We start from the raw sequence: 16882 nt of genomic DNA, 5'->3' as shown, positions 1-16882 counted from the left end.
GGTCCCGCCTGGCCGCCGACCGGCTGGGCCGGCGCGACCGGAGCATCACCCGGGGTGACCGGTCTGCCCTGGGTGAGTGGCGGCACAGCCCCCGGAACGTCCGGTACCGCGTCCACTTTCCGCGTATCCTCGGCGGGACAGTCCACCGGTTTTCTGGCGTCGACGACGCCGGCGGATCCGGTGGCGCGCTCCGCGGGCCGCCGGGTTGCCGGCGGGCCGTCGACCGGGGCGCGATCGAGCCGAGGGGACGTGCGGTTGACCCGACCGGAGAGAACGGAGGACCGGCGCGCGCGTTTCGAACGTGACGCGTTGCCCTTCGTCGACCAGCTGTACGCGGCGGGCCTGCGGATGACCCGCAACCCCGCCGACGCCGAGGACCTGGTGCAGGAGACCTTCCTGAAGGCGTTCGCCGCCTTCCACCAGTTCGAGGAGGGCACGAACCTCAAGGCGTGGCTCTACCGCATCCTGACCAACACCTACATCAACTCCTACCGGCGGCGGCAGCGGCAACCCGTCCAGGCGCCGACCGAGGAGATCACCGACTGGCAGCTGGCCGAGGCGGAGTCGCACACCTCCAGCGGGCTGCGCTCGGCCGAGACCGAGGCCTTGGACCGGCTGCCGGACAGCGACGTGAAGGCCGCGTTGCAGCAGCTGCCGGAGGACTTCCGGCTCGCCGTCTACCTCGCCGATGTCGAGGGCTTCTCCTACAAGGAGGTGGCCGACATCATGGGGACGCCGATCGGCACGGTCATGTCGCGGTTGCACCGCGGCCGGCGGAACCTACGCAAGCTGCTGGAGCGCTACGCTGCCGAGCGGGGTTTCAGGTCCACCCCGTCGCCGTCGACCAAGTCCGCCGCAGCCGGCCGGGAGGTGTGAGGCACCATGAGTTGCGGTGAACCCCACGAGACGGACTGCCGCGAGGTACTGGCTGAGGTCTACCTCTACCTCGACCTGGAGTGCGCCGACGAACGCCGGTTCCTGATCCGCCACCACCTCGACGAGTGCTCGCCGTGTCTGCGTGAGTACGGCATCGAGCGGGAGGTCAAGGAGCTGGTCGCCCGCTGCTGCGGCAACGAGACCGCACCGGTCGAGCTGCGCGAGCGACTGCGGGCCCGCCTCACCGAACTGGTCTTCGAGACCGACTCCCGGGAGTACCTGCCGGACTGACCCGGCCCGGCCGACGGCCGGGTCCGGGCGGGTCCGCGACCGGTGGACCGGTCAGGAGTTGGGGCGCTTGCCGTGGTTGGCGGCGCTCTTCTTCCGGGCCTTCTTCTTGCGCGACTTCTTCGCCATGGCTGGCTGCCTCCCGTTCGGACACGTTCTCCCTCGGTCGGGAGTTGACCCGATGATGCTAGTCCGTCGGGTGCGCACACCGGACGGGCCGCCACGTGGTTGGATACCGTCGCAGGGCACACGCGTCGACGAGGGAGGGCGGGATCGTGGCCGACGAGATCCGGGCCGAGATGGTGGCGAACGTCTGGAAGGTCGTCGTCTCGACCGGTGACTCCGTCTCCGAGGGCGACACGCTTGTCATCCTCGAGTCGATGAAGATGGAGATCCCGGTTGTCGCCGAGTCGGACGGCGTGGTCGAGCGGCTGGCGGTGAACGAGGGGGACGTGGTCTCCGACGGCGACCTGATCGCCGTCATCGGGTGACCACCGGCCACCGGCTTCGGGTCCGCCCCGCCGAGCCGGCGGACCACGCCGCGATCGCCCGGCTCACCGTGGCCGCGTACGAGGCCGACGGGCAGCTGCGGGGCGAGCACGGTTACGCCGCCGTGCTGGCGGACGTGCCGGCCCGGGCGGCGGCCGGCGAGGTGCTGGTGGCCGTCGACGAGCCGACCGGCGAACTGCTCGGCTCGGTGACGTTCGTGCTGCCCGGTTCGGCGTACGCGGAGCTGTCCAGGGCGGGTGAGGCGGAGTTCCGGATGCTCGCGGTGGACCCGGCGGCGCAGGGCCGGGGAGCCGGCGAGGCGCTGGTCCGGGCCTGCGTCGACCGCGCGGTGGGCCTGGGCTGCCGGGCCCTGGTGATCTCCGCCCGGAGTTTCTCCGCGCCGGCGCACCGGCTCTACGCCCGGCTCGGCTTCCGGCGGGTCCCCGAGCTGGACTGGTCACCGGCGCCCGGCGTGGAGTTGGTCGCGCTGCGGCTCGAGCTGGCTAGCGCGGCGGATCGGGGACCCGGTCGAGCAGTTCGTCCCCGATCTCCAGGGCGATCCGCCGCCGCTCCGCCAGGCTGACCGCCGAGTCGCGGATCGCGAACAGCGAGCTGTGCACGGCGAAGATGGCCATCGCCGCGCGGACCTGGGCGGTGGGTGCGGCGTCCGGACCGGCCAGCAGGCTGGCGATCCGCATCAACCGCTCCCGCATCATCTGTCCGGCGGCCAGGCTCTTGAGCACGGTCTGGTTCTGCTCGAAGAACTGCATCACCGTGTGGTGTTCGTCGCCGAACAGCTCGTCGGCGTAGCGGCGCAGCACCGCCCGCCGGCCGGCGGCGTCCAGCGGCTGGTCCTCGGCCCACTTGACCAGCTCGTCCAGCCGGCTGATCCGGTCCGAGACGAAGCTGTTGACGATGTCGTCCTTGCTCTTGAAGTGGTAGTAGAGCGCGGCCTTGGTCACCCCCAGCCGCTCGGCGATCTCCCGGAGCGAGGTCTTCTCGTACCCCTGCTCGGTGAAGAGCTCCAGCGCGATGGCCTGGATGCGCGACCTGGTGTTGCCGGGTGTGCCGCTGGTCACCGTCCCCACTCCCCAATTCCGCTTGACGTCCGCCGACCGCAAGCTTACCGTCCGGCTAGTAAGTAGACTAGCCGGACGGCAAGTAAGTGGGTCACAGCTCAGGGGGAGCCTACCGATGACCGATACCCAGCGGGCGGCGGCGCCGCCGAACATCAGGGTGGTGCTGGCCGGCCTGATGATCGCCATGATGCTGGCGATGCTCGACAACATGATCGTCAGCACCGCGCTGCCCCGGATCGTCGGCGAGTTCGGGGGACTGAACCACTTCACCTGGGTGGTCACCGCCTACGTGCTCGGCACCACGGTGTCGACCCCGATCTGGGGCAAGCTCGGCGACCTGTACGGCCGCAAGGCGGTCTTCCTCACCTCGATCGGGATCTTCCTGCTCGGATCGGCGCTGTGCGGCATGGCCGGCTCGGAGCTGCTCGGCGGACCCGGCGACGGCATGATCCAGCTGATCGCGTTCCGGGCGCTGCAAGGCCTCGGCGCCGGCGGTCTGATGGTCGGCGTCATGGCGATCATCGGCGACCTGGTGCCGCCCCGCGAGCGCGGGCGCTACCAGGGCATGATCGCCGGAATCATGGCCATCGCCATGGTCGCCGGACCGCTGACCGGCGGCTTCATCACCGACAACCTCTCCTGGCGCTGGGCGTTCTACATCAACCTGCCGCTCGGCGGGGCGGCGCTGGTGCTGCTGGCCACGAGGATGCACCTGCCGCGCTACCGCACCGAGCACCGCATCGACTGGCTCGGGGCGAGCCTGCTCTCCACCGCCATCACCGCGCTCGTGCTGATCACCACCTGGGGCGGCAACGAGTACGCCTGGGCGTCGGCACAGATCTTCGGCCTGGTCGCGCTGACCGTGCTCAGCACGGGCGCGTTCGTCCTGGTCGAGCGGCGGGCACCCGAACCCATCCTGCCGTTGGGCCTGTTCGCCAACCGCAACTTCGCGGTCATCTCGGCGGTCGGCTTCCTGCTCGGCTTCGCGATGTTCGGCGCGATGAACTTCCTGCCGCTGTTCCAGCAGACCGTGCAGGGCGCCACCGCCACCGAGAGCGGGCTGCTGCTGCTGCCACTGATGTTCGGGATGCTGGCCACGTCGATCGTCGCCGGCCGGACGATCACCCGCACCGGCCGCTACCGGATCTTCCCGATCATCGGCGGCGTGTTCCTGACCGCCGGCATGGTCCTGTTCACGCTGCTGGACGCCGGGACCAGTCGGGTCGAGTCGGCGCTCTACATGATCGTGCTCGGCGTCGGGATGGGCTTCCTGATGCAGACCTCGATGCTGATCGCGCAGAACAGCGTGGAGCAGCGCGACCTCGGGGCGGCCAGCGGCGCGGCCACCTTCTTCCGGTCGATCGGCGGCTCGCTCGGCATCTCGCTGTTCGGCGCGGTCTTCAACAGCCGCCTGCAGTCCTCGCCCGCCGGCGAGTACATCGCCGGCGGTGGCGGCGAGACCGGCGTCGATCCGGCCGCGCTGCGGGAACTGCCCGCGCAACTGCGGGAGACCGTGCTGGGCGGGTTGGCCGGCTCGATCGCCGGGGTCTTCGTGTGGGCGGTGCTGTTCGCGGTCGCGGTCCCGGTGCTCGCCTGGTTCATCAAGGAAATCCCGCTGCGGTCGACGAACAACGTGCCGACCGACCGCCAGACGCCGGAGGAGCAGGCCGAGGTGGCGCTCAGCAAGGCCCCGGTGGCCTGACTGGCGTGGGTCGGTCAGCGGTGCGCCGTCGACCGACCACGCCGGCGACCGGTCAGCCAGTTGACCAACCGGGTGAACCAGCCGGCGCGACCGGCCGGTGGGTCGGTCGCGGCCAGCAACTGCCGGGCCGCATCCCTCGCCGCGTCGGACATCCCCGGGGTGGCCAGCGCGAGCTGGGCCACCGACCGGGCGATCGAGACCGGCCGGTGCCGGGCCACCTCGGCCGCGTCGGCCAGCCGCTCGGCGACGATCCCCGCCACGTCCGACCGGGCCGCCGGGTCGACCCAGCCGGCGGTCACCAGTGCGAAGAGGGCGGCTTCCGTGGTCCAGTCCTCGATCCCCCAGACCAGGTCGAGCAGCACCCGCCGCCGGGTCGAGTCGGGCCACGGCTCGTCGGCCCGGTGATGCAGCAGGCCGAGGCACGCCCAGACCTGCACCGACCGCACCCAGAGGGTGGGATCGTGCTCGGTGAGCGTCCGACCCAGCGGGGTGGCCGGCGGCTCCGGCGGGTGCACCAGCAGGCCGAGCAGATCGTCCAGGTCGACGGTGGCGAGCCCCACCGCGGCGTCGTACACGGCCGGCGGGTGCGGCCAGGCGGGGTGGGCGAGCTGCCGGATCCGCTCGACGGCCGACGCGGACGGTACCGGCGCCGCCGGCACAGCGGTGGTGCCGTGGTACCGCCACAGCCGGCGCACCGGGGACCGGCGCGGTTCCCGCAGGTCCGGTTCGGCGACCTCGGCGACGGTGACGGCCAGGTCGGGGAAGGTGGCCGCCAGCGCGCGCATCGCGCTCGGCGGCTCCAGCCCGGTCAACCGCAGCCGTCCGCCGGCCGGTGAGGCGTCGGTGGCGAGCACCCGACGCAGCACCGCCACCACCGCCTCGCTGGCCGCCGGAAGCTGGCTGAGCCACGGTTGCCCGTGGCAGCACTCGGCCAGGTCGCTGTGCTCGTGCGAGTCGTCCGGGTGGTCGCGCTGGAAGTCGGCGAGCGCGACCAGGTGCGCCAGCGCGCCGTCCCGCCGGTACCGCAGCCGGTGCGCGGTGTGCACCGCACAGTCGAACGTCGGGTTGCGGGCCAACGCCCGGTCGGTCCAGCGCAGCGCCTCGTCGAGTCGGCCGTTGTCGGCGAGCGTGCCGGCGATGTCGGCGTACACGGAGAGGTCGTCGGGGTCGTGCTCGACGGCGCGGTGCAGGGCGGCGAGCGCCTCACCGGTCCGGCCCGCACTGCGGTACGCGTACCCGAGCCAGACCTCGGCGAGCTTCGACGGCCAGTGCCGCACCCCCCGCCGCGCCCAGTCCACGGCGACGTCGATCTCACCGGCCCGACGGGCCAGCGCGGAACCGGCGCCGAGCAGCAGGCCGCTGTGCGGGTACGCCTCGATCGCGTGCTCGGCCAGCCGCAGGTAGGGCCGCAGCGGACCCCGGTCGGACTCCGGCACCGGATCGGGCACCCCGGCGCAGATCTGCATCAGCACCCGGGCCAGCCGCTCCGGGTCCAGCCGGCCCGGCAGGTCCGGCGCACCCACCCACGGCACCCCGGCCCAGTCCGCGACCGGGGCGTGGCCGGTGGCGGCGGCCAGCAGCTCCAGGCCCTCGGCGGGCTGGCCGGCGGCGGCCAGCAGGTGGGCGCGGGCCACCACGGTGCCGATGAACGGGTGGTGGTCGAGCGGGAAGAGGTCCAGGCCGCCGCCGGTGCGGGCGGCGAGCTGGGCGAGCACCTCGTGCACCTCGGGCATGGTCGGGGCGTACGCGATCGCGCCGGAGAGGTGGCCGGCGGCGTGGGTCAGGTCGCCCTCGTCCAGCGCCAGCCGGGCCAGCGCCAGCTCCCCTTCGGCCGACAGTCGTGGATCGTCCATTCCCTCGGACACGATGTCGACCTTTCACGAAGTTCCCTGGGTTGCGCAGCCTAGAGCACGTGGATCGGGCCGCCTAGAGCGGTTGGGTCGGAGGTCGCCACCCGCGCGGGTCGCCGGTCCCGCCCGGGGCCGGAACGTGGCAGGCTTGCCGGGTGTCCACGCTGCGCGATCTCGCCGAGGAGCACACCCGGCTGCGTCCGGTCGACATCGACCACCTGCACCGGGTGGCCGGCGACTGGCAACTCCTCTCCGACCTCTCCTTCGCCGACCTGCTGCTCTGGGTGCCGGTCAGCGGCGACGAGTCGTTCGTCTGCGTGGCCCAGGTGCGGCCGACCACCGCGCCGACGGCGTACCAGGACGACCAGGTCGGCCGGATCTTCGGCGGGCCGGAGGTGGCGCACCTGACCATCGCGTACCACCAGGGCCGGATCTGGCGGGAGGGCGACCCGGTCTGGTATGGCGACACGCCGGCCCGGCACGAGGCGATCCCGGTCCGGTTGCGGGCCGCCGGCGGGGAGCCCGGCGAGGTGATCGCGGTGGTCGGCCGGGACACCAACCTCTCCACCGCGCGGACCCCGAGCCAGCTCGAACTCAACTATCTGACCACCGCCGACGACCTGGCCCAGATGGTCGCCGACGGCACCTTCCCGCCGCTGCGGCATCCCGGCGAGACCACCAGCGCGCCCCGGGTCGGCGACGGGCTGATCCGGCTGGACGCGAACGGCAAGGTCACCTATGCCAGCCCGAACGCGCAGTCGGCGTACCGCCGGCTCGGCTTCGCCGCGCACCTGGTCGGCGAGGACCTCGCCGCGCTCAACGGCCGGCTCGCCGCCGACCCGCTGGAGGGGACCGAGGCCGCCAACCGGGTGCTGGCCGCGCTGCGCGGTGAGGCGCCGCCGCGCCGGGAGATCGAGGCCCGCGGGGCGATCGTGCTGACCCGGGCGCTGCCGTTGATGCCGGCGGGGGTGCCGATCGGCGCGCTGGTGCTGGTCCGGGACATGACCGAGGTGCGCCGCCGGGACCGCGCGCTGATCACCAAGGACGCCACCATCCGGGAGATCCACCACCGGGTGAAGAACAACCTGCAGACGGTGGCCGCCCTGCTGCGGCTGCAGGCCCGTCGGGTCGGCATCCCGGCGGCCCGGTCGGCGCTGGAGGAGTCGGTCCGCCGGGTCGCCTCGATCGCGCTGGTCCACGAGACGCTCTCGATGTCCTCCGACGAGGCGGTCGAGTTCGACGGGATCGTGGACCGGGTGGCGGTGGCGGCGGCCGAGGTGTCGGTGGCCGACGCGACGATCCGGATGCGCCGGCAGGGCAGCTTCGGGGTGCTGCCGGCCGAGATCGCCACCTCGCTGGTGATGGTCCTCAACGAGCTGCTGCTCAACGCCGTCGAGCACGGCTTCCCGCCGGTGGAGGAGGACGACCCGGCGACCGCGGACGGTGGTGCCGCCGAGAACGGCCGGGTGGCCGGCTCGCCGGAGGTGGTGGTGACGGCCCGCCGGCTGCGCAAGCAGTTGCAGGTGGTGGTCGCCGACAACGGCCGGGGCCTGCCGTCGGAGTTCGACGCGGAGAGCGGCGGCCGGCTCGGCCTGCAGATCGTCCGGGCGCTCGCCACCGGCGAACTGCGCGGCACAATCGAGCTGCGCAACCGTGCCGAGGGCGGCACCGAGGCGGTGCTGTCGGTGCCGCTGGAGCGCCGCTGACAGCGGCAACCGGCGGCCGGCGGGGTGCCGGCGGCCGGCGGGGTGCCGGCGGGATCAGCGGGTAAGCAGCGCGACGGTCAGCCCGGGCACGGTCCAGACCCGGTCCACGCCGAAGCCGTCCCGTAACGCGGCGGCCTGCGCCGCCGGCAGGACGGCGAGCGGGTCGGACCGTTCGCCGGTGACCAGCAGCCAGACCCGGTCGGTGCCGGCCAGACAGCGGGCCGGCTCCTTGCAGGGGGTCACCCAGAAGTCCGCCCGGTCGCGCTGGTCGCGTACCGCCAGCAGGTCGCGGGGTTGGTCGCCGCGCAGGTGGTACGCCGTGGCGACGTCGAGCAGGGCCCAGCCGTCGCGGGGGGCGTAGACGATGCCGTCGTCGGGCTGGCGGTGCGCGCCGATGATCCGCGCGGCGGCCGGGTGGTCGATCGGCGCCGACCGGGGTGATTCGTGGGTCCGCCGCAGGGCCGCCTGGTCCGGCGCGCCGAGCAGGCCGACGAGCGCCACGATCGGCAGGGCGGCCGCCGTCCGGAGCCGGCCGAGCGCCGCGGCGGCCAGCAGGCATCCGAACGGTACGACGAAGATCAGGTAGCGGGGCACCCACAGCGGGGTGAGCAGCCCACCGGCGAACAGCAGCGCCGCCGGCAGTAGGACGCACCCGGCCAGCGCCGCGCCGCGCCGGCCCCGGGTGGCGGCACCGAGCGCGGCCAGCCCGAGCAGCAGCCCGCCGACCGGCCCGGACTGGGCGACGGCGCCGGGCAGCGTGGCGAGGTCCAGCAGGGTCGGCGGGTCGACCCAGGCCAGTTGCCGGTCCTGCTGGGCCCGGCCCAGCGCGGCCAGCGGGGCGAGCAGCAGGGCGGCCGGCAGCAGGGCGAGCGGCCAGCGCAGCAGCCGGCGGTCCCGGCCGGCCCGCCAGCCGAGCAGGACCGCCACCGCGTGGCCGGCCAGCAGGGTCAGCGCGACCAGATGGGCCAGCCCGAGCCCGACCACCGTGGCGGCGTAGTCCAGCCAGCGCCGGCCGGTGGGCCGGTCCAGGACCCGCCGCAGCGCCAGGGTGGCGAGCAGGGCGAAGAGGGTGGCCAGCGCGTACGGGCGGGCCTCCTGGCCGTACCGGGAGGTGCTCGGCACCAGGGCGAAGAGCAGTCCGGCGAGCAGGCCGGTGCGGGGGTCGAAGAGCCGGCTGCCGAGCAGGGCGGTCAGCCCGGCGGCGGCCGCCATGCAGAGCGCGGCCGGCAGCCGCAGGGCCGGTGCCGAGTCGCCGAACAGCCGGATCCAACCGTGCATGAGCAGGTAGTACGCCGCGGCCACGCCGTCGATGTTGCCGGCCATCCGGAGCAGGTCGGCCGGTGGTCGGCTGGCGGCGCTCCAGGTGGCCAGTTCGTCGCGCCACAGCGGGGCCCGGCCGAGCTGGTGGCCGGTGATCAGGAGGGTGAGCAGGGCCGGTGCCAGCACGACCAGCGGACCGGGCCAGGCCCGGCGTACCCTGAATGCGGGATTAACAACGATAAAGGGATTAGTCCGAATAATGACGATGCTAGCGTGAGCCCGGGCACAGCGGGTCCGTCATGCGGGATCAGCGCCGATGACTGTGGTCCGGGGCGGGTCGGTGTGGGAACATTGCTGACATGACCGCCGCCGAGCGCCGCTTCGTGACCGTGGGACTCACGTCCCGCCGGCACGTCGACTACGGCCGCGTCCGCAGCGCGATCTGTCCGGCCCACTGACGCCCCAGGGACCCTTCCGTCCCGGGCGCGCGCCGCGCCGGCTCTCCGACATCGACGTCTCCGAGCCCCGATGAACCCGGGGCCGCCGCCGCGCCCCGCGCCTCCCGCCGAAGCAGCTCGTCACCGCAGCCGCTCGTCTGAGCAGACAACGGAGGAACGCCGACATGGCGGTCAGCAGCACCCAGCCCGGAGCCCGGCCGGCCCGCCGTCCGCGCGGTGAGGGCCAGTGGGCGCTCGGGCACCGTGAGCCGCTCAACCCGAACGAGCGGACCAAGCGGGACGACAATCCGCTCAACGTCCGGGCCCGGATCGAGAACATCTACGCCCACCGCGGCTTCGCCTCCATCGACCCGGCCGACCTGCGCGGGCGGTTCCGCTGGTGGGGGCTCTACACCCAGCGCAAGGCCGGCATCGACGGTGGCCGTACCGCCGTCCTCGAACCGCACGAGCTCGAAGACGAGTACTTCATGCTCCGGGTCCGGGTCGACGGCGGGCAGCTCAACCTGGCCCAGCTGCGGGCCATCGCCGACATCTCGCAGCGCTACGCCCGCGACACCGCCGACGTCACCGACCGGCAGAACATCCAGCTGCACTGGATCCGGGTCGAGGACATGCCGGCCATCTGGCGGCAGTTGGAGGACGTCGGGCTGTACACCACCGAGGCGTGCGGCGACTGCCCCCGGATCATCCTCGGCAGCCCGGTCGCCGGGGTCGCCGGGACCGAGAAGATCGACGCCACGCCGGCGATCGACGAGATCGTCCGTCGCTACATCGGCATTCCGGAGCTGTCCAACCTGCCCCGCAAGTTCAAGTCCTCGATCTCCTGGCTGGCCGACACACCGTACGAGGCGAACGACATCTCCTTCCTCGGCGTCGAGCACCCCGACTACGGCCCCGGCTTCGACGTCTGGGTTGGCGGCGGGCTGAGCACCAACCCCATGCTCGCCAAGCGGCTCGGGGTCTGGGTGCCGCTGGACGAGGTACCGGACGTCTGGGCCGGGGTGGTCTCCATCTTCCGCGACTACGGCTACCGCCGGCTGCGCAACCGCGCCCGGCTGAAGTTCCTGGTCGCCGACTGGGGGGTGGAGAAGTTCCGGGAGGTGCTGGAGAAGGAGTACCTCGGCCGCACCCTGCTCGACGGGCCGCCGCCGCAGCTGCCGGAGAAGCCGATCGACCACATCGGCGTGCACCCGCAGCTGGACGGGCGTAACTACGTCGGGGTGGCGCCGGTGGTCGGCCGGGTCTCCGGCAGCCAGCTCGGCGCGCTCGCCGACGCGGCCCAGGCACACGGCAGCGATCGGGTGCGGCTCACCCCGTACCAGAAGCTGTTGGTTCTGGACGTGCCGCCGGAGCGGACCGGATCGCTCGTCACCGCGCTGCGCGGGATCGGGCTGGAGGCCGAGCCGTCGAGCTGGCGACGCGGCACGATGGCCTGCACCGGCATCGAGTTCTGCAAGCTGGCCATCGTCGAGACGAAGGCCCGGGGCGAGGAGCTGGTTGCCCGGCTGGAGGAGCGGCTGCGCGAGTTCGACGCGGACATCTCGATCCACATCAACGGCTGCCCGAACGCCTGCGCCCGCACCCAGACCGCCGACATCGGACTCAAGGGCCAGCTCGTGATGGGACCGGACGGGCGCCAGGTGGAGGGTTTCCAGGTGCACCTCGGCGGCGGCCTGGGGATGGCCCAGGGCCAGACCGCCGGTTTCGGCCGCAAGCTGCGCGGCCTCAAGACCACAGCAGAGGAACTTCCCGAGTACGTCGAGCGGCTGGCCCGCCGATACCTGGCCGGTCGGACCGAGGGCGAGCCGTTCGCCCAGTGGGTCATCAGGGTTGACGAGGAGGAACTGCGATGAGCGAGAACCGCGCCGCACCTCTGTACTGCCCCTATTGCGGGGAAGAGGACCTGCGGCCCAACGAGCAGGCGCACGGCGCCTGGGAGTGCCACGCCTGTGCCCGCGTCTTCACCGTCAAGTTCACCGGCCTGCTGTCCCGGGCGGTGACCCGATGAGCCCGGTCTCCGCCGCCGGCCTCAACCTGGTCCGGCTCGGCCCCGAACCGACGATCACCACCACGATCGCGCCGGGCCGGCGAAGTCCGGAGCAGCTGCGGGCGCTCGCCGAGGAGGCCGGTCGCGAGCTGGAAGGCGCGCCGGCGCACGAGATCGCGGCCTGGGCCGCTCGGACCTTCGGCGACCGGTTCTGCGTCACCAGCTCGATGGCCGACGGCGTACTGGCGCACGTGGTTTCCCGGGTGGCGCCCGGGGTCGACGTGGTCTTCCTCGACACCGGGCTGCACTTCCCGGAGACCCTGCGGGTGCGCGACACGGTGGCCCGGACGCTGCCGGTGAACGTCCGGTCCATCCGCCCCCGGCAGACGGTCGGCCAGCAGGACGGCGAGTACGGTCCCCGGCTCTTCTCGAAGGCGCCGGACGAGTGCTGCGCGCTGCGCAAGGTCGAGCCGCTGGAACGGGCGCTCGCCGACTACGACGCGTGGGCGGCCGGGCTGCGCCGGGACGAGTCGCCGACCCGGGCCAACACGCCGGTGGTCAGCTTCGACCCGCGCCGCGGCAAGGTCAAGGTGAACCCGATCGCGGCCTGGACCCAGGCCGATGTGGACGCCTACATCTCCCGGTGGAACGTGCCGGTGAACGAGCTGTTCAAGCAGGGCTACACGTCGATCGGTTGCTGGCCGTGCACGCGGCGGACCAAGGCCGGCGAGGACCCCCGGGCCGGGCGCTGGGCGATGTTCGAGAAGACCGAGTGCGGCCTGCACGTGTGACGGCTGCCCCGGCGCCGACCGGCGCCGGGGCGACGCCGCCGATCGTGCTGGTGGCGCACGGCAGCCGCGATCCGCGGGCCGCCGCCGCCACCCGGGCGCTGACCCGCGCGGTGGCGGCGGCCGGTTCGGGTACGCCGGTCTTCGCCAGCTATCTCGACCACAGCGCCCCGCACCCGGGGCAGGTGCTGCGGGCCGTTGCGGACGGCGGCCACCGGTCCGTGGTCGTGGTGCCGCTGCTGCTCACCGCCGCGTACCACCGGCGGGTCGATCTGCCCGAGGTGATCGCCGACGCCCGGGCGGCCGGGCTGCGGATTCCGGTGCGGCTGACCGAGGTGCTCGGTCCAGCCGGGGGAGTCGTCGACGACCTGCTCCTGGCCGGCCTGCGCCGCCGGCTGGACGAGGCCGCCTGGCGGCCCGACGCGGTGGTGCTGGCCGCCGCCGGGACCCGGGACGCCCGGGCTCGGTTGACCGTGGACGAGGTCGCCGACGCGCTCGGTGCCTCGCTGGGGGTTCCGTGTCTGACCGCGTACGCCTCGGCGGCCGGGCCGGACGCGGGGACCGCGGTGGCGACGCTGCGGGCCGGGGGCGCCCGGCGGGTCGCGGTGGCGTCCTACTTCCTCGCTCCCGGCCGGCTCTACGAGACGGCGGTACACGCGGCCCGCCGGGCGGGTGCGGTGGCGGTGGCCGCACCACTGTGGGCCGCGCCGGAGCTGGCCGCCCTCGTGCTACGCCGCGCCGTGGAACCCACGGTCGAGTCCGCCGCGGTGACCGGCGCCGGGCCGGCCGGAAACTCCCAGGCCGCCTGACCACTCCGCCGCCCGGTGGCGGGTTCTTCGGCGCGGTGTCCGGTCGGGCGGTGTTCGGGTGGTCCGTAACAGCGGAACGCCCCGGGGCGGTGCCCCGGGGCGTTGACGCTTGTCGGTTGTGCGGGTGGGTCAGGCAGAGTGAGCGCGCAGGACCCGCAGGCCGCCGCGACGCTTGACGGCACGCCGTTCTTCCTCGCTCATTCCACCCCAGACGCCGGCATCCTGACCGGATTCGAGCGCCCACTGCAGGCACTCATCGGTCACGGAGCAGCGCCGGCAGACGGCCTTGGCCTGCTCGACCTGCAGCAACGCCGGCCCGGACGTCCCGATCGGGAAGAACAGCTCCGGGTCCTCGTCGCGGCAGGCAGCATGGTGACGCCAGTCCATGGCGGCAACACTCCTCAATCTGGGTGGGTGGTCGTGCTTGCTTGGTGCTATTTCCCTATATGCGTCCGCGGTGTCGGTCGTGATGGTGTACACCCATCGGTCCGACAGCGCGTGAGCAGGCTGTGACCCGCGGAACCTGCCCCACCCTGCCGCTCGCGGGGCAGTTCGGGGCAATGTTCCGGTAACTCAAGTTCGCTTGTGAATACTTTCACGAACTCCCGCGATGTCAAGGGTAGCCGTCGGAAAAAGTCTGAGCGGGTGAGCTAGCTCACGACCCTTTTGTCCCGGTTCGGCGGCCTGCTTGCACCCCGGGTGCCACAGCCACGGATCAATATAGTACTGCGCGCGGGATATTGCTGACATTTCCGGCACCTGTTCCCTCGTCGGCTCGTCCAGCGATCGCCGTCGGGAACGCTGTACCCCCAGGGTCAGCAGATTACTCTAAGTGCGGCAGTTACGGATGTGAAACGCACCTTCTCTCGCGGGCCGAGATAGTCGCCGTCGAGCTGGAACGCCTGCGGACGCTCCGACACCAGGGTGAACTCCGCAACGTCATGGAGTCGTAGCACTTGGCGTCCACGTGGATCGGGGCGGCGGGACAGGATCTGGGTGACCGTGCGTGTTGTGCTAGGGACGCGCAGTCTACGCAGTGCCAGCACATCCAGACCCAGGTCGAACGACGCCTCCGGATTCGGGTTCACCGGGCGCTCGCCCAGGTACGTCCAGGGCGCCGTGTTCTGGATGATCACGGTGGCCAGCTCGTCCTCGGTCAGCTCGCCGGGCCGCTCCAGCGCGATCGCCGGGTGGCTCCGGTCGCTGCCGAGGAAGTACTGGCTCAGCGTGGCCCGAAGATAGAGGGACGGGGTGGAGACCCGGCCCTTCCGGCGGGCCCGCTCGACCCGGTCGATCACGGCGGCGTCCAGGCCGAAGCCGGCGCAGAAGGTGAAGTAGCGGTCGTCGGCCAGCCCCAGGCCCACCGTGCGGGTCCGACCGAGGCGCAGCGCCTCCAGGATCACGCTGGTGCCCTCGGGCCACTCCCGCGGCAGCCCGAGCGCGCGCGCGAAGACGTTCGTCGACCCCCCGGGCACCACCGCGAGGGCCGGCAACCGGTCGGCCGGCGGCTGTGCCGGATCGAGGGTCGGTGACTCGGCCGTCATCAGACCGTTCACCACCTCGTTCACCGTGCCGTCGCCACCGAGGGTCACCACCAGCTCGAAGCCCTCGGCGACGGCGGTGCGGGCCAGCGCCACCGCGTGGCCGCGCCGGCGGGTGTACGCCACGGTGAGGTCGACCTCGCTGCGCAACGCGCGGACGAGCACGTCCCGGCTGCGCTGGCTGGTGGTGGTGGCCTTCGGGTTGACCACCAGGATGGCCCGCATGGGCGGCACTGTACCGCGACCCGGCGCGGGTATCGTGTCGCCCGTGACCGACGTCCCGCCACCACCGTCGGGGCCGGCGCCCGGCCCGCTGCGCGCCGCGATCTGGCTGCTGTGGGCGCAGGCGGCAGCCCTCGGCCTGCTCGCCGCGTACCTGGTCTATCAGGATTTCACCGCGACCGCGACGGACCTGGCCTCGGCGCTTGTCGTCACCGCGTTCGCGCTGGGTGGCGCCGTGCTGCTCTGGGGGCTGGGCGCGGCCCTGCGCCGGCGTCGGGCCGGCGCGCGGGCGCCGGCGATCGTCCTGCAGCTCATGCTGCTGCCGATCGGCTACTACATGGTGCAGGGCGGATTGGGCTGGCTCGGCGTACCGCTGGCGGCTCTGGGTCTGCTGGTCTGCGCCCTGCTGGTCAGCCCGCCCACCACCCGGGCGCTCGGGGTGGGCTGACGGGCCGGTCGGTCAGGCCGCCCCGGCGCGGCGGGTGAGCAGCGCGATGGTCGCCCGCCCGTCGGCGAGCGTGGCGGAGGCCGACGTGGTGAGCGCGGTGAGCACCTTCCAGGCGAACGACGACTCGGCCGGCAGTCGCGCGCCGGCCACCGTCGGCACGGTCACCCGGACGGTGAGGGCGTCGTCGGTGACGGTGAACTGGCACTCCACCTCGGCGCTCGGCACGGCCACCGCGAGCAGCATGGCGCACGCCTCGTCGACGGCGATCCGCAGGTCCTCGATCTCGTCCAGGGCGAAGTGCAGCCGGGCGGCGAGCCCGGCCGTCGCGGTGCGCAGCACGCCGAGATAGCCGCCGTCGGCGGGCACCGTCAGCAGGACGACATCGTCCTCGGTCGTCGGTCCGGTTGTCGCATGAGTCACCGTCGGCACCCCCGGCGCGGACTCTACCGGCCGGCGGTGGCCCGACGCGGGGGAGGGCTGGGCGGATCCACGGATCCGCCCAGCCCTCGCGTGGTGAGCTCAGGCCTGCTTGGTCTCCCAGAAGATCTTCGCGATCTCGTCGATCTTCTGCAGCAGCTCGTCGGCCTTGGCCGGATCGGTGGAGGCCTTGGTGCCGCCACCGCCACCGGCGAGCTTGGTGGCCTCGTTGAAGAGCTGGTGGAGCTGGGGGTACTTCTCGAAGTGCGGGGGCTTGAAGTAGTCGGTCCAGAGCACCCAGAGGTGGTGCTTGACCAGCTCGGCGCGCTGCTCCTTGATGAGCAGCGCCCGGGTGCGGAACTCCGGGTCGGTGTTGGCCTGGTACTTCTCGGCGATCGCCTTGACCGACTCGGCCTCGATCCGGGCCTGGGCCGGGTCGTAGACGCCGCACGGCAGGTCGCAATGGGCGTGGGCGACCAGGCGCGGCGTGAGAATACGTGGAAGTCGCATCAGGACCCTCCGTGAATGTTTGCGATGATCCGGGTTGACACTACTCCTGGAAGACGTCCCCGACGGGGCGGAGGTGAAACCTGGTGCCCGTTCGGTGGCGCCACCGCAACGGTGGTCGGGCGGGGCGGTGGCTGTTCGCCGTACTCGTGTCGGGGCCGTCGATGGCGCCGACCCTGCGCCACGGCGACGCGTTGCTGGTGCGCGGGACGGGCCGGGCGGTCCGCCCGGGCGACCTGGTGGTGGCGACCTTCCGGAGCCGGCCGGGCCTGCTGGTCGTCAAGCGCGCGGTCCGACCCTGCGACGGCGGCTGGTGGGTACGCGGCGACAACGACCTGGCCACCGACGACTCCCGCAGCTACGGGGTGGCCGAGGTCCGGGGCCGGGTGGTGCTGCGGTACTGGCCGGCGCCGAGGTGGTTCGGTTACCGGCGGGTATGACCCTGCTCACATCCT

At 72.8% G+C, this 16882-nt stretch carries 17 protein-coding genes and 2 pseudogenes; 12 read left to right on the top strand and 7 right to left on the bottom strand.

What is annotated here, in order from left to right:
* Positions 1–237: 237 nt before the first annotated feature.
* From O7627_RS28195 to O7627_RS28180, 4 genes and pseudogenes are all read left to right on the top strand, one after another.
* Positions 238–876, top strand: a pseudogene (locus tag O7627_RS28195) (sigma-70 family RNA polymerase sigma factor); the annotation flags it as partial.
* A gap of 6 nt (positions 877–882) precedes the next feature.
* A complete protein-coding gene (gene rsrA / locus O7627_RS28190; RefSeq protein WP_278096488.1) occupies positions 883–1167 on the top strand; it encodes a mycothiol system anti-sigma-R factor in 285 nt (94 codons plus the stop codon).
* A 272-nt stretch (positions 1168–1439) separates the two neighbouring features.
* Positions 1440–1655 carry a biotin/lipoyl-binding carrier protein gene (locus O7627_RS28185; protein ID WP_278096487.1) on the top strand — a complete coding sequence of 72 codons (216 nt, stop codon included), beginning with the start codon at positions 1440–1442 and terminating at the stop codon, positions 1653–1655.
* Positions 1652–2161: pseudogene (locus O7627_RS28180) on the top strand (GNAT family N-acetyltransferase); the annotation flags it as partial. The gene O7627_RS28185 and the pseudogene O7627_RS28180, both read left to right, overlap by 4 nt.
* On the opposite strand, the gene O7627_RS28175 reads toward O7627_RS28180, so the two are convergent.
* The gene (locus O7627_RS28175) at positions 2157–2732 is read right to left on the bottom strand and encodes a TetR/AcrR family transcriptional regulator (protein ID WP_278096486.1); all 576 of its coding nucleotides are present in this window, start codon (positions 2730–2732) and stop codon (positions 2157–2159) included. The pseudogene O7627_RS28180 and the gene O7627_RS28175 sit on opposite strands and share 5 nt — an antisense overlap.
* Positions 2733–2847: 115 nt before the next feature.
* On the opposite strand from O7627_RS28175, the gene O7627_RS28170 reads away from it, so the two are divergent.
* A complete protein-coding gene (locus O7627_RS28170; RefSeq protein WP_278096485.1) occupies positions 2848–4434 on the top strand; it encodes an MDR family MFS transporter in 1587 nt (528 codons plus the stop codon).
* 14 nt (positions 4435–4448) lie between these two features.
* Here the strand turns inward: O7627_RS28170 and O7627_RS28165 are convergent, their stop codons facing one another.
* Positions 4449–6287 (bottom strand): tetratricopeptide repeat protein, encoded by a 1839-nt coding sequence (locus tag O7627_RS28165; protein ID WP_278096484.1) that lies wholly within the window; start codon positions 6285–6287, stop codon positions 4449–4451.
* Positions 6288–6439: 152 nt separating this feature from the next.
* Here O7627_RS28165 and O7627_RS28160 point away from each other — a divergent pair, with 152 nt between their 5' ends.
* Complete coding sequence (locus O7627_RS28160; protein ID WP_278096483.1) at positions 6440–7990, top strand: PAS domain-containing sensor histidine kinase; 1551 nt, start codon at positions 6440–6442, stop codon at positions 7988–7990.
* A gap of 54 nt (positions 7991–8044) precedes the next feature.
* Here the strand turns inward: O7627_RS28160 and O7627_RS28155 are convergent, their stop codons facing one another.
* Positions 8045–9442, bottom strand: coding sequence for a glycosyltransferase family 39 protein (locus O7627_RS28155; protein WP_278098463.1), 1398 nt, complete (start codon positions 9440–9442; stop codon positions 8045–8047).
* 430 nt (positions 9443–9872) lie between these two features.
* Here O7627_RS28155 and O7627_RS28150 point away from each other — a divergent pair, with 430 nt between their 5' ends.
* From O7627_RS28150 to O7627_RS28135, 4 genes are read left to right on the top strand one after another with little or no spacing between them, the layout of a single operon-like run.
* Entirely contained in the window at positions 9873–11561 is a 1689-nt protein-coding gene (locus O7627_RS28150; protein WP_278096482.1) for a nitrite/sulfite reductase, read from the top strand.
* Entirely contained in the window at positions 11558–11716 is a 159-nt protein-coding gene (locus O7627_RS28145; RefSeq protein WP_278096481.1) for a hypothetical protein, read from the top strand. Before O7627_RS28150 ends, O7627_RS28145 begins: the two co-directional genes overlap by 4 nt.
* A complete protein-coding gene (locus O7627_RS28140; protein WP_278096480.1) occupies positions 11713–12486 on the top strand; it encodes a phosphoadenylyl-sulfate reductase in 774 nt (257 codons plus the stop codon). The genes O7627_RS28145 and O7627_RS28140 overlap by 4 nt, the downstream gene beginning before the upstream one ends.
* Complete coding sequence (locus O7627_RS28135) at positions 12468–13292, top strand: CbiX/SirB N-terminal domain-containing protein (RefSeq protein ID WP_278096479.1); 825 nt, start codon at positions 12468–12470, stop codon at positions 13290–13292. Before O7627_RS28140 ends, O7627_RS28135 begins: the two co-directional genes overlap by 19 nt.
* Before the next feature lie 129 nt (positions 13293–13421).
* On the opposite strand, the gene O7627_RS28130 is transcribed toward O7627_RS28135, so the two are convergent.
* Together O7627_RS28130 and O7627_RS28125 are read right to left on the bottom strand one after the other, a co-directional pair.
* Positions 13422–13679, bottom strand: coding sequence for a WhiB family transcriptional regulator (locus O7627_RS28130; RefSeq protein ID WP_278096478.1), 258 nt, complete (start codon positions 13677–13679; stop codon positions 13422–13424).
* Positions 13680–14107: 428 nt separating this feature from the next.
* Positions 14108–15058 (bottom strand): diacylglycerol kinase family protein, encoded by a 951-nt coding sequence (locus O7627_RS28125; RefSeq protein WP_278096477.1) that lies wholly within the window; start codon positions 15056–15058, stop codon positions 14108–14110.
* Here O7627_RS28125 and O7627_RS28120 point away from each other — a divergent pair.
* Positions 15057–15503 (top strand): hypothetical protein, encoded by a 447-nt coding sequence (locus O7627_RS28120; RefSeq protein ID WP_278096476.1) that lies wholly within the window; start codon positions 15057–15059, stop codon positions 15501–15503. The two genes, O7627_RS28125 and O7627_RS28120, sit on opposite strands and share 2 nt — an antisense overlap.
* 12 nt (positions 15504–15515) lie before the next feature.
* On the opposite strand, the gene O7627_RS28115 is transcribed toward O7627_RS28120, so the two are convergent.
* Entirely contained in the window at positions 15516–15923 is a 408-nt protein-coding gene (locus O7627_RS28115) for an ATP-binding protein (protein WP_278096475.1), read from the bottom strand.
* Between the two features lie 99 nt (positions 15924–16022).
* Positions 16023–16430, bottom strand: a complete 408-nt coding sequence (sodN, locus tag O7627_RS28110) for a superoxide dismutase, Ni (RefSeq protein ID WP_278096474.1) — start codon at positions 16428–16430, stop codon at positions 16023–16025.
* 83 nt (positions 16431–16513) lie between these two features.
* Between sodN and O7627_RS28105 the strand changes: the two genes are divergently transcribed.
* Positions 16514–16867, top strand: coding sequence for a S24/S26 family peptidase (locus O7627_RS28105; protein ID WP_278096473.1), 354 nt, complete (start codon positions 16514–16516; stop codon positions 16865–16867).
* The last annotated feature ends 15 nt before the right edge of the window (positions 16868–16882 follow it).

Origin of the sequence: Solwaraspora sp. WMMD1047 (assembly GCF_029626155.1) — a bacterium.
Taxonomy (GTDB): Bacteria; Actinomycetota; Actinomycetes; order Mycobacteriales; family Micromonosporaceae; genus WMMD1047.
This window is presented reverse-complemented; position numbering and strand designations above follow the sequence as displayed.